Source organism: Clostridium sp. LS3 (genome assembly GCF_055330225.1).
In genome coordinates this window covers 2,856,744-2,869,715 of record NZ_CM143921.1, presented here as the reverse complement: position 1 = coordinate 2,869,715, position 12,972 = coordinate 2,856,744, and the positions used below count along the sequence as shown (strand labels likewise).

Annotated in this window: 10 protein-coding genes; 9 read left to right on the top strand and 1 reads right to left on the bottom strand. The window is 27.7% G+C overall.

Annotated features, from left to right (window positions below; translation table 11 throughout):
- Positions 1-121 precede the first annotated feature (121 nt).
- From ACZJV1_RS13430 to ACZJV1_RS13410, 5 genes are all read left to right on the top strand, one after another.
- The gene (locus ACZJV1_RS13430; RefSeq protein WP_460288363.1) at positions 122-892 is read left to right on the top strand and encodes a CsxC family protein; all 771 of its coding nucleotides are present in this window, start codon (positions 122-124) and stop codon (positions 890-892) included.
- Positions 893-1,142: 250 nt separating this feature from the next.
- Positions 1,143-3,818 (top strand): CsxC family protein, encoded by a 2,676-nt coding sequence (locus ACZJV1_RS13425; RefSeq protein WP_463650451.1) that lies wholly within the window; start codon positions 1,143-1,145, stop codon positions 3,816-3,818.
- A gap of 288 nt (positions 3,819-4,106) precedes the next feature.
- Entirely contained in the window at positions 4,107-5,024 is a 918-nt protein-coding gene (locus ACZJV1_RS13420; protein WP_463650450.1) for an exonuclease domain-containing protein, read from the top strand.
- A 95-nt stretch (positions 5,025-5,119) separates the two neighbouring features.
- A complete protein-coding gene (locus tag ACZJV1_RS13415; RefSeq protein WP_463650449.1) occupies positions 5,120-6,085 on the top strand; it encodes a tRNA dihydrouridine synthase in 966 nt (321 codons plus the stop codon).
- A 103-nt stretch (positions 6,086-6,188) separates the two neighbouring features.
- On the top strand, positions 6,189-6,827 hold the full coding sequence (locus tag ACZJV1_RS13410; protein WP_411168397.1) for a nitroreductase family protein: 639 nt from the start codon (positions 6,189-6,191) through the stop codon (positions 6,825-6,827).
- A 136-nt stretch (positions 6,828-6,963) separates the two neighbouring features.
- Here the strand turns inward: ACZJV1_RS13410 and ACZJV1_RS13405 are convergent, their stop codons facing one another.
- Positions 6,964-7,653: a TVP38/TMEM64 family protein gene (locus tag ACZJV1_RS13405; RefSeq protein WP_411168396.1), complete on the bottom strand. Its 690-nt coding sequence runs from the start codon at positions 7,651-7,653 to the stop codon at positions 6,964-6,966.
- 180 nt (positions 7,654-7,833) lie between these two features.
- On the opposite strand from ACZJV1_RS13405, the gene ACZJV1_RS13400 reads away from it, so the two are divergent.
- The 4 genes from ACZJV1_RS13400 to ACZJV1_RS13385 all read left to right on the top strand — a co-directional run bounded on the left by ACZJV1_RS13400 (position 7,834) and on the right by ACZJV1_RS13385 (position 12,968).
- Positions 7,834-8,523, top strand: coding sequence for a response regulator transcription factor (locus ACZJV1_RS13400; RefSeq protein WP_411170713.1), 690 nt, complete (start codon positions 7,834-7,836; stop codon positions 8,521-8,523).
- Entirely contained in the window at positions 8,516-9,844 is a 1,329-nt protein-coding gene (locus tag ACZJV1_RS13395; protein WP_463650448.1) for a HAMP domain-containing sensor histidine kinase, read from the top strand. The genes ACZJV1_RS13400 and ACZJV1_RS13395 overlap by 8 nt, the downstream gene beginning before the upstream one ends.
- Before the next feature lie 233 nt (positions 9,845-10,077).
- Positions 10,078-10,920, top strand: coding sequence for a BglG family transcription antiterminator LicT (gene licT / locus ACZJV1_RS13390; protein WP_463650447.1), 843 nt, complete (start codon positions 10,078-10,080; stop codon positions 10,918-10,920).
- A gap of 134 nt (positions 10,921-11,054) precedes the next feature.
- Positions 11,055-12,968: a beta-glucoside-specific PTS transporter subunit IIABC gene (locus tag ACZJV1_RS13385; protein ID WP_463650446.1), complete on the top strand. Its 1,914-nt coding sequence runs from the start codon at positions 11,055-11,057 to the stop codon at positions 12,966-12,968.
- Positions 12,969-12,972 lie beyond the last annotated feature (4 nt).

Below are 12,972 nucleotides of genomic sequence, written 5' to 3'. Positions count from 1 at the left end.
TTATTAATAGAATAAATATTTTTGTTTATCTATGTACAAAAAAGAGAGATTTTGTATATTATACATTAGATCGATTTAAATAACTATATTTTAATTATATAAGGATGGAGGAAATTTTATAATGAATATTGACAGAAAAAATATGAGTGATTTTGAATGTGTAACAGAGCCTTGTGCAACTGTTACTACTCAAGTACAATCATTAACTAAACAAACTCCTGTAACACCTGATGTTATTAGATGTGGACCTGTATTTGTTAAGGTTCCGGTTGTATTGGCAGAACTAAATATAACTATTCCTGTTGAAGCTACTATCAAATTAGACAGAGAAGCTACTGAAATTAAAAGAATTAGAAAAAATGTATTTTTAACTCAATCCCGTGTTATTCCATTTTCTGAAGATTGTCGACCTGATACTGGAATACTATTTATAGCAGGTTTTATAAGAAAGAATATTGAGTATGCAACTCAAACTTGTATGACAGCTGGAACTCCAAATGTTTGTGGAGATATAAGACATTGCACAGTTGAAGTACCTTTTAATTTTACAACAAGAATTGATTTCATTAGAGAACCGATTTTTGTTGAAAATACCACTCCAAGTGAATTAGAATTTTTTACAGATAAACTTCAAGGTTGCGATGCTTGTGCAGATCCAGTTATTGGACGTAATCCTTGTGATCAGAGCTTTTTCTTTACAGAATTCTTTAATGAAAAACCTTTTACTGAATTAGTAAGAGCAGATATTGCTGAAATTGATATTCACACAAATCCAACTTCAGAGTGCGAAACTCCTACAGAACAAAAGTTTACTAAACTTACAGAAAAAGTAGTAGTAAATTTAACATTAAAAGTATTACAAAAACAACAGGTAGAAATCACAGCACTATAATTATTAAATAATATAAAAATTTAATATTATTTAATAAATATAAGTTTAAAAGTTTAATATTATTAAATAAATATAAATCTAAAAATTTACTATTATTTGATAATATAATACAGACCTAAAGCTTACTAAGAGTGGTTTTGGGTCTGTTTTAAAGAAAAGATAAATATTAAAACTAGCGACAGCTACATAGGTACACTAAAAACTAATTTATATGCTTAAATTTATTAAATTCTTAAGTGGAGGAGATATTATGGAAAGAATATATTATTCAAGACAAAATTATAATCAACTTAAGAGAAAACAGTATGAAGAATATCTTAAAAGGCAGAACAACTATTATATATATATGAAAAAATATTATGAAGAATATCTTAAAAGGCAGAATAAGTATTATCTAGAGAAAAAAAAACATTATGAAGAATATGTTAAAAGGCAGACTGAGTATTATTTATATAAAAAAAAATGTTATGAAGACTATCTTAAAAGGCAGAATAAGTATTATTTATACAATCAAAAATATGATGAAGAACAACATAAAAGAAATAATGATAAAACTGATACTTCACAAAGTGAATTTTTTGATTCTTCTAAAACTTATAGTATAGAAGATAAGAACATAAATGACGAGAACATAAAAAACAATAACCATGGTTCTTTAGAAATTAATATTGAAGAAAGTAACTTAAAATATAAAAAAGATGATTTAGCCCAATATGATAAATTAGAAAATAAGAATTGTACTAGTGTTGAAGGTTCGTGTAATGAAGAATTCTTAGAAGAAAATTATGAAGAATTCTTCGAAAAAATTAGTAAAGAATTCTTAGAAGAAAATAATGAGGAGTTCTTAGAAGAGAATGATGAAGAGTTCTCAGAAGAAAATGATAAAGAATTCTCAGAAGAAGATAATGAAGAATCCTTAGAAGAAAATAATGAGGAGTTCTTAGAAGAGAATGATGAAGAGTTCTCAGAAGAAAATGATAAAGAATTCTCAGAAGAAGATAATGAAGAATCCTTAGAAGAAAATAATGAGGAATTCTTAGAGGAGAATGATGAAGAGTTCTCAGAAGAAAATAATGAGGAATTCTTAGAAGAGAATGATGAAGAGTTCTCAGAAGAAAATAATGAAGAATTCTTAGAAGAAAATGATAAAGAATTCTCAGAAGAAAATGATGAAGAGTTCTTCGAAAAAATTAGTAAAGAATTCTTAGAAGAAGATGACAAAGAATCTTTAGAAGAAAATAATGAGGAATTTTTAGAAGGAAATTATGAAGAATTCTTCGAAAAAATTAGTAAAGAATTCTTAGAAGAAAATAATGAGGAGTTCTTAGAAGAGAATGATGAAGAGTTCTCAGAAGAAAATGATAAAGAATTCTCAGAAGAAGATAATGAAGAATCCTTAGAAGAAAATAATGAGGAATTCTTAGAAGAGAATGATGGAGAATTCCAAGAAGAAAATAATGAAGAATTCTCAGAAGAAAATGATAAAGAATCCTTAGAAGAAAATTATGAAGAATCTTTAGAAGAAAGTTATGAAGAATCTTTAGAAGAAAGTTATGAAGAATCTTTAGAAGAAAGTTATGAAGAATCTTTAGAAGAAAGTTATGAAGAATCTTTAGAAGAAAGTTATGAAGAATCTCTAGAAGAGAGTTATGAAGAATCTTTAGAAGAAAGTTATGAAGAGTCTCTAGAAGAAAGTTATGAAGAATCTCTAGAAGAGAGTTATGAAGAATCTCTAGAAGAGAGTTATGAAGAATCTCTAGAAGAGAGTTATGAAGAATCTCTAGAAGAGAGTTATGAAGAATCTCTAGAAGAGAGTTATGAAGAATCTCTAGAAGAGAGTTATGAAGAATCTCTAGAAGAGAGTTATGAAGAATCTCTAGAAGAGAGTTATGAAGAATCTCTAGAAGAGAGTTATGAAGAATCTCTAGAAGAAAGTTATGAAGAATCTTTAGAAGAAAGTTATGAAGAATCTTTAGAAGAGAGTTATGAAGAATCTTTAGAAGAGAGTTATGAAGAATCTTTAGAAGAGAGTTATGAAGAATCTTTAGAAGAGAGTTATGAGGAATCTTTAGAAGAGAATTATGAAGAATCTTTAGAAGAGAGTTATGAGGAATCTTTAGAAGAGAATTATGAAGAATCTCTAGAAGAAAGTTATGAAGAATTCTTAGAAGAGAATGATGAAAAATTCTCAGAAGAAAATGATAAAGAATTATTAGAAGAAGCTTATAATACTGTTGAAAAAGAAGAGCTATCTAAAGAAAGTAATATTTCGACCAAATGTGTATATGTTAAATTTCCAGTTATATTGGCAGAGACAAATATAACAATTCCTATTGAGGCTAATATTACATTTGACCAAAGAGTTATGGAGATTAAAGAAATTAAAAAGAATTTATTTTTAACCCAATCCCGTCTTGTTCCATTTTCTTCAAGTTGTGTAGATCCTAATTCAGGAGTACTATTTATAGCGGGTTTTATAAAAAAGAATATTGAGTATAAAACTCAAACTTATACCACAGCGAGAGCAACGAATGCTTGTGGAGATATAAGACATTGTACAGTTGAAATGCCTTTTAATTTCACTACTAGAATTACTTTTCTTAGATCACCAATTTTTACTGAAAAAACTACTACAAGAGAAGTGGAATTTTTTACAGAGACACCTAAAGTGTATGACGTTTATGAAAATTCAGTGATTGGACGTGATCCTTGTGAACAGAGTTCCGTATTTACCGAAGTCTTTAACGAAAAGCCTTTTGTTGAACCAGTAAAAGCAACTTTTATTGAAGTTGATATTCATAATAATCCAATTTTAAGCTGCGAAATTCCTGAAGAACAAATGTTCACTGAAATTACAGAAAAATCAACCGTGAATTTAACACTAAAAGTATTACAAAAACAACAGTTAAGAATATCAATAGAATAGGATTCTAAAAAAGTTTAAATCTAAAAATTTAATTGTTCTTCAAATAGTATGAAACAGTAGATAGTTTTGTTTTTAAATAAAACTATCTACTGTCTAATTAAATATCTTTTATTATTTATTATATAGTCAGTTTGCTTAGTTAATCTTTATATAGATATTGTAGCTTTTTCAAGAATTATTGGTAATAATACTGAAGTTGTTGTAGAATTTTTTAGAGATGATTTTGATAATCTCATTATTATATACTACAATATAATATATTTTACAATAAGATTATGGAGAAGATAAATGGATTTTATAGCAATTGATTTTGAAACTGCCAATGAGAAAAGGAGTAATCCATGCTCTATTGGTATTGCTGTTGTGAAGAATGGACAGGTTATAGAGAAGGTACATCACTTAATAAGACCTAAGGAAATGAGGTTTATGCCAATTAATATTGGAATTCATGGAATAAGGCCAGCTATGGTTGAGAATGAATTAGAGTTTGATCAAGTGTGGGCAAAGATTAAACATTATTTTAACGGAAATTTAGTAATAGCACATAATACTTCCTTTGATATATCAGTTTTAAGAAAAAGTGCAGAACTTTATAATATAGAACTGCCTAGTTTTGAGTATATTTGCACAATGAAGCTTGCTAAAAATTTTTATAGAGGAATTGAAAATGCAAAATTAAATACAGTTAATGATTATTTAGGATATAAGTTTAAGCACCATGATGCACTATATGATGCCCTTGCGTGTAGTAACATATTACTTAATATATGTGAAGAATTAAAATGTGATGATATTAATGAAATATCTAAGTTAATAGGTGTAACTATTGGAACAGTGGATAGTATTGTATATAAACCATCATCAGCAAAAGGAAGAATATTAAAAACATCTAATAGAATAAGTAATCCTAAGAAAGAAAATTTACTAAAAAGATTTGAAGAAGATGCCTTTAAAAATGAAGTGGTGGTATTTACTGGAGGTCTAAAGTCTATGTCTAGAGATGAGGCTATAAGACTAGTTAGAAGGCTTGGAGGAACTACAGGAAGTTCTGTTACTAAAAAGACAACAATTTTAGTTACAAACATGAAAGATATAAAAAATTTACGTAGAGAAGAAATGAGTACTAAACTAAGAAAAGCAACAGATCTAAAGGGAAAAGGACAGAATATAAAATTTATGAATGAAGAGGAATTTTTTAATGTTTAAGTTGTGGGTGGGAAGAAAATATAATTAATATTATGTAGATAACCAAAAAGAAGGCTGATATAATGTTTTTTAGAATGTTTAAAAGGAGTTGTTCTATGAAATATTATTTAGCACCAATGGAAGGAATTACAGGACATATATATAGAAATTCTTATAAAAAGTTTTTTAATAATATTGATAAATACTTTACACCTTTTATTGTCCCAACTAGCAGTAAAAGTTTCAAAACCAAAGAATTGAAAGATGTTTTACCTGAGAATAATGAAGGACTTAATATAGTTCCTCAAATACTTACTAATGATTCAGAAGGTTTTATTTCTACTTCTAGAAAATTACAACAATTAGGCTATAATGAAATTAATTTAAATTTAGGATGTCCTTCTGGGACAGTTGTTTCAAAAAATAGGGGCTCAGGGTTTTTAGCTAAAAGAGAAGAGCTTGATATGTTTTTAGATGAAATATTTAAAATTGAGGATATGAAGATTTCTATAAAAACTAGAATAGGAAAAGATAGTCCAGAAGAATTTTATGAAATAATAAAAATTTACAATAAATATCCCTTAGAAGAGTTAATTATTCATCCTAGAACAAGAGAAGATTTCTATGGGAACAAACCTAATTTAGAGGTATTTAAAGATGCCTTATCATTAAGTAATAATCCAGTATGTTATAATGGTGATATTTTCACTGTTGATGATTATAATAAGTTAACAAAAGCTTTTCCAGAAGTAAAAACAATAATGCTAGGAAGAGGAATATTAGCTAATCCAGGATTAATAGATGAAATTAAAAACAATGCCTTTATGGATAAAGAAGTATTAAAGAATTTTCATGATGAAGTTTTTAATGGATATAGAGAATTGTTTAATGAAGATAAAAATGCAATATTTAGAATGAAAGAGCTTTGGGGATATATGATTTACATATTTTCAGATAATAAAAAATATGCTAAAAGAATAAAGAAGGCCCAAAGGGTAGATGACTATAATGAAGCCGTTTTAAGTTTATTTACGGAACAGGAAATCATAAAAGGGGCAGGCTTATTTAGCAATGAGTATTAAACATATTTACATTTTTATAAGATTAAGAAAATGAAAAGTTGACCTAACATATCTTTTTATTTATAATCTGTTTATCATTAAAGTTTATAAGGAGAAATAAATAATGGCAAACTTAGATTTTATTTATAATCGTAAAAGTATAAGACAGTTTAAGGATACACAAGTAAAAAAAGAAGATATATTAGAAATAATAAAAGCTGGTACTTATGCACCATCTCCGAAGCATCAACAAAACTGGCATTTTGTTGTATTACAAAATAAAGATGTAATAAATGAAATGGCTAATATAGTTACTGAAAGCCATAAGAGAATTGGACAACTTGCAAAAAATGAAAAAGATTATAAAAGACATATGAGCGTAATAAGTTATTACACATGTTTTAAAGATGCACCAGTATTAATATTAGTGTATGGTAGTGAATATAAAATGATGGAATATAAAATATTAAAAGAAAATAATGCACCAAAAGAGATTCTTGATGTATTATTATCACCACAATCAGCAGCTCAAGGAATAGGAGCAGCAGTTGAAAATATATTACTAGCAGCAACAGAAATGGGATATGGAACCTGCTATATGACAGGCCCTACACATGCAAAAACTGAGATAGAAAGTTTAATTAATTTTGAAAAAGAAGGATATGAGCTTATGTCTATGATTGCATTAGGAGTAGCAGAGGATAATACACCAAAACAACCTCCTCGTAAGCCATTAGAGGAAGTTGTAACATTTATAGATTAGTAATAAAAATGATTGTCAAACAGATTTTGTCCTCCCATAAGGGAAGTGTTTTTATTGGGCATAGCTCTTATGGTGGATTTTCTGTCACTTTAACTTTGCCTATTTAATGATAAGAGTAGCAATATAATTGCTACTCTTAAGCATTTTTATTAGATGAAAACTTGCTTATAATCTTATCTTTGTAACGTATTCCAAAAATAAATGATACCAGGGATATGAGTGCTATTATTATTGTTGATATATAATTACCATAGTGAATATTGGAGCCAATACTTACAGAGGCTAAAAGCCACGGAAATCTACTAACGAGTAAAATTCCAAAAAATCTTAATGGATTTATAGGTGTTAATCCTGCAACGTATATTAAAAAATCTTTAGGTAACCCAGGAACTAGAAAAACAATGAATAAGATAGCAGAAAATTTTTTGCTGTCCATGATATCCACCATCCATTGAGAATTGTTCTTACTTAGTAGCTTTTCTATAAAATGTCTGCCTATAAACCTGGTAAAGTAGAAAGCTATAATAGCTCCTAACAGCAGCCCTATTGTTGTATAAATTACACCAAAGGTCACGCCATAAACATATCCACCAGCAACTTGAATTACCTCTCCTGGAATTGGAGCAATAATTGTTTGTAGCATTTGAAAAAAAATTAAAACAACAGATCCAAAACTGCCTAGAGAAATTATATAGTCCCTAAATTTATCAACTGATACAGTCAATTCAATGATATGTGGTAAATATTTTAACACTAATATAATTGTCAAAAAAATTAATAAAGCTGCTAATATCTTGAAAATTAAAAATTTTTTAGATTTATTCATAATTGTTTAGTAATTCCTCCTGTGTTATTTTTAATTAATAGTTTATTAGAAACATCTTAAGATTTGGCTATAATAAATCTTAAGAGTTCTTAAGAAATATTAAATCACTTAAATAATATAGATTTAAACTATATTGACGTATATACTAATAATAAAATGGAGGAAGATTCAATGAATACTATGAAAAATATTTTGATAGCAGATGATAATGACGAGATAAGAGAAATAGTCCGCGTTTTATTAGAGAGTGAGGGCTATAATGTAATAGAAGCTGTAGATGGTGAAGATGCTGTAATTAAAGTTGATGGAAGTATAGATTTAATCATACTTGATATAATGATGCCTAGAAAGTCTGGATTTAAGGCATGTGCAGAAATTCGTGAAAAAACAAGTGCTCCTATTTTGTTTTTAACTGCTAAAACTCAAGATTCAGATAAATGTATGGGATTTTCTGTGGGAAGTGATGATTATCTATCAAAGCCTTTTTCATATACCGAGCTAGTTTCAAGAGTTAAAGCACTGCTTAGAAGGTATTATGTATATAAAGGAAAAGATAAAATTGATTCAATTGGTAGTATTAATATAAATGGATTAACAATAAATACAACTTCAAATGAAGTATCAATAGATGAAGAAGAAGTTACACTGACAGAAATTGAGTATAATATCTTGCTGTTAATGGCGCAGAATCGGAAAAAAATATTTTCAGCACAAAATTTATATGAAAGTGTTTGGAAAGAGCCTTATTTCTATTCTTGTAACAATACAGTTATGGTACATATAAGAAACCTAAGAAGAAAATTGGAAAAGGACCCAGAGAACCCTAAATATGTAAAAACAGTATGGGGAAAGGGATACAGAATTGAATAAGAAATTTTTATGTACAAAACTAGAAATTAAATTAATTCTATGTTTAATATTTTCATTCATTATATCTGTTGGTATATTCTTTTTATTACAAACAATAGGGGAAAGTATATTAGATAATCATTTTAATAAAATATCCTTTATGGACAAAGAAAAAAATCAAGCTATATCTGATTTTAGAACATATATATCAGATAACAATTTGACAATAAATGATCATGATGAAATAACAAAATGGGTTCGTAAAGAGAAATATGTAAATCTTTATATTTATAAGGACAATAAATTAGTCTATGATTCTAATATGAACAATTCAATTATTGATTATGAAGAATATCAGGAAAGTTTAATATTTTTGCCAAGTAAAACCCTCTATGATATTACATTTAATGATACCGATGCAAAAATGTATATGGAATGCTTTTTTGAGTACAAGTATTATTATATTGTAAGCTGTTTTGGTATTGCAGTTTCCTTTTTCTGCTTTATAACAATTATGTTATTTTTTATAAAAAGAAAAACAACCTATATTGCAATGCTTGAGAGTGAAATAAGAATACTAGAAGGTGGCAATTTAAATCACGAAATTACTATTAATGGGAATGATGAGCTTTCTTCTTTGGCTAAAGGAATTAATGAGATGAGAAAATCATTTATAGGGAGATTGGAAAGTGAAGATAAAGCAAGGGTAGCAAATAGCGAACTTATTACAGCAATGTCACATGATTTAAGAACACCTCTTACAGTACTAGTAGGATACTTAGATATTATAGAATACAAAAAGTATAAGACAGATGAAAATTTGAGACAGTATATTCACAATAGTAGAGAAAAAGCATATCAAATTAAATATCTCTCTGATAAATTATTTGAATACTTTATGGTGTTTAATACTAATGATGATGATTTAGAATTAGAGACTTTTGATGGAAATGAACTTTTAGATCAACTACTTGAAGAGAAAATTTTTATATTGGAAGATAACGGTTTTGATTTTCAAATTAATTCTTGTAACATGTCTTTTCTTATAGAAGTAAATTTAATTTCGATACAGAGGGTTTTTGATAATATTTTCTCTAATATCATTAAATATGCAGATAAATCCAAGCTAGTTAAAGTTAAATACTATATAGAAAATCAATTATTATTTATTTATGTTGAAAACCAAATAAATAATAATTTGAAAATAGTAAGCAGCACAGGAATTGGCATGAAAACATGTAAAAAAATTATCGAAAAGCATAAGGGAGAAATTGTTGTTAGAAAAACAGAAAATACTTTTTCTGTACAGATTAGCTTAGCTATAAAATTAAGTAATAACTAAGTAAATTAAGCTAAAAAATTTGTACTTAAAAAATAAAATCTTAAGCTATAAAAGATATTTAGAAAACATTTGCATTAAACCTTTATATATGATAACATACATGTAGATAAATGCATATTGAACGTTAGGATAGTGATTGTTTGAGCAAGCTAAACCTGCACAAAATTAATTATAGTATACCTATATACTATAATTAATTTTGTGCAGGATTTTTTTATGTAGGAGGTGGAAGTATGATTATTTACAAAATACTAAATAACAATGTTGTTTTAATATTAGATAAAAACGATGAAGAACAAATTGTTATGGGTAGAGGTATTGCATATAAGAAACGTGTTGGAGACGAAATAGAGGAAAATATGATTGATAAGTTCTTTACTTTATCTGATAAAAATATGACTAATAAGTTTACAGAATTATTAAAGGACATGCCTTTGGACTATGTTGAAGTAGCTGATGAAATTATTAAATATGCTAAACTTCAATTAGGAAAAAGGTTAAATGATAATTTAATTATTTCATTAAGTGATCATATAAAGACTGCAGTAGAAAGACATCTGGATGGGATAAATATGAAGAATTTCTTGTTATGGGATATAAAGAGGTTCTATAAAGATGAATTTGCAATAGGTTTAGAAGCATTAAAAATAATTGAGAAGAGAATAGATGTAGATTTGCCAGAGGATGAAGCAGGATTTATAGCTATACACATTGCCAATAGTTTAATGGATGAAAGCCTAACAAATATGTACGACATAACAAAGGTAATGCAAGAGATATTAAATATTGTTAAATATAATTTAAGTATTACTTTTGATGAAGAGTCAGTATATTTTTATAGATTTGTAACTCATATAAAGTTTTTTTCACAGAGGCTTATAACTGGTAAAACCTTTGATGATGAGAGTGATGATAATTTACTAGATATAATTAAGATAAAATATCAGGATTCATATAAATGTGTTAATAAAATAAGTGAGTTTATTTATAAAAAATATAATTATGTTATTTCAAATGAAGAAAAATTATATTTAACGATTCATATCGCTAAAATTTTAAGTAAACAAACTATTTAATATATTATTAAAAAAAAATTAAATTAGGAGGTATATCAAATTAACTATTAATTTTTGTTTTGGGTGGTGACATTAAGTTGGCCAAACCTTCATATTTCATATTTACTAAAAATGAATCAATGGAGGTATTAAAAATGGGAAAGTATGAACAATTAGCAAAAGATATTATTAAAAATGTTGGAGGAAAGGAAAATATTAAAAGTCTAACTCATTGTATAACTAGATTGCGTTTTCAATTAGAAGATGAATCAAAGGCTAATGATACTGTTTTAAAGAATATGGATGGTATTGTTACAATACTGAAATCAGCAGGTCAATATCAAGTTGTTATTGGTAATCACGTATCTAAGGTTTATGAAGATGTTTGTGAAGTGGCAGGAATATCTTCTGAAAGTGAAAGTAAGAGTGAAGATAATAAAAATAAGAAGCCATTTGATAAACTTATTGATGTTATTTCAGGTATTTTCCAACCTATTTTAGGTGTATTAACTGCATCAGGTATGATTAAGGGGTTCCTTGCTTTATTTAGTGCACTAGGTTGGGTTACTCCAGATAGTGGAACTTATATGATTTTAAATACAATTGGTGATGCAATGTTTATGTATTTACCTGTTATGTTAGGTTATACAGCAGCTAAGAAATTTGGTTTAAAGCCATTTGTTGGGTTAATAATCGGTATAGCATTATGTTATCCTGCAATTCAACAAGGTACATTATCAGCAACTCTTGAGCCATTGTATACATTATTTGATGGAACAATGTTTGCTTCACCAGTATATATAGAGTTTTTAGGGTTACCTATTATCGCTATGAATTATACTTCAACAGTAATACCTGTAATCTTAATATGTTATGTTGCAGCTAAGTTCCAAAAGCTATTTGATAAAATAGTTCCAGAGTTACTTAAATTTTTCTTTGTGCCAATGTTAACACTATTATTTGCATTAGTATTAGGTTTCATAGTTGTTGGACCAATAGCTACTTATGCATCTACAATAGTGACTAATGTAATATTAACTATACGTGGTTTCTCACCACTAGTAGCAGGTGCTGTTATAGGTTTGTTCTGGCAAGTTTTAGTTATATTTGGTATACACTGGGGATTACTTCCGATTTATATAAATAATATATCAACTTTAGGTTATGACAATGTTATGATGCCTTTCTTTGCTACAACTTTTGCAACAACTGCTGTTGTTATAGCTATAATGATTAAAACAAAGGATAAAAAATTAAAGAGTTTATGTCTTCCAGCTGCTATTTCAGGTATTTTTGGTGTTACAGAACCAGCAATCTACGGAATACTATTACCACTTAAAAAGCCATTTATTTTAAGCTGTATAGCATCAGGGGTAGCAGGTGCATATTATGGTTATGCTGATTTAAAAGAGTTTATTATGGGGGGATTAGGAATATTTGAATTCCCTGCAATGATAGACCCAGCAACTAATAGTATGGATAATATTAAAGTGGCTGTAATTGGTGTTGCTATAGCTATGGCTATTGCATTTGCTTTAACAATGATATTCTTTAAAGATAAAGAAGAAGACAAGGTAGAAGGTGAAGATACTAAGAAAGAAGTAATAAAATCAAACTTAGAAAAAGAAGTAGTAAATATGCCTATGGAGGGAACTATTCTTCCATTAAGTGAAGTATCAGATGATGCTTTTGCAGAAGGTGTGCTTGGAAAAGGCTTAGCTATAAAACCATCTAAAGGTATAGTTAAATCACCTGTAAAAGGAACAGTTACAACTTTATTTCCAACATATCATGCTATTGGATTAACTAGTGAAACAGGAGTAGAGCTTTTAATTCATGTTGGTATGGATACTGTTAATTTACAAGGTAAGCATTTTAGCCCTAAAGTAAAGCAAGGAGATACTGTTGAAATAGGTGATGAATTACTTGAGTTTGATATAAAGGGAATAGAGGAAGAGGGTTATTCAACTATAACACCTATAGTTGTTACTAACCATGATCAATACTTTGATGTTATAGAAAGTGGATTATCTGAAAATAGTAGTGACTTTCTTACAGTTATTTTTTAAAAGG

Bases quoted from the DNA above. Each gene is read 5' to 3' on its own strand.
- ACZJV1_RS13420 (WP_463650450.1), top strand. From the start codon at position 4,107: ATGGATTTTATAGCAATTGATTTTGAAACTGCCAATGAGAAAAGGAGT.
- ACZJV1_RS13410 (WP_411168397.1), top strand. From the start codon at position 6,189: ATGGCAAACTTAGATTTTATTTATAATCGTAAAAGTATAAGACAGTTT.
- ACZJV1_RS13430 (WP_460288363.1), top strand. From the start codon at position 122: ATGAATATTGACAGAAAAAATATGAGTGATTTTGAATGTGTAACAGAG.
- ACZJV1_RS13405 (WP_411168396.1), bottom strand. From the start codon at position 7,653: ATGAATAAATCTAAAAAATTTTTAATTTTCAAGATATTAGCAGCTTTA.
- ACZJV1_RS13385 (WP_463650446.1), top strand. From the start codon at position 11,055: ATGGGAAAGTATGAACAATTAGCAAAAGATATTATTAAAAATGTTGGA.
- licT (WP_463650447.1), top strand. From the start codon at position 10,078: ATGATTATTTACAAAATACTAAATAACAATGTTGTTTTAATATTAGAT.
- ACZJV1_RS13400 (WP_411170713.1), top strand. From the start codon at position 7,834: ATGAAAAATATTTTGATAGCAGATGATAATGACGAGATAAGAGAAATA.
- ACZJV1_RS13415 (WP_463650449.1), top strand. From the start codon at position 5,120: ATGAAATATTATTTAGCACCAATGGAAGGAATTACAGGACATATATAT.
- ACZJV1_RS13425 (WP_463650451.1), top strand. From the start codon at position 1,143: ATGGAAAGAATATATTATTCAAGACAAAATTATAATCAACTTAAGAGA.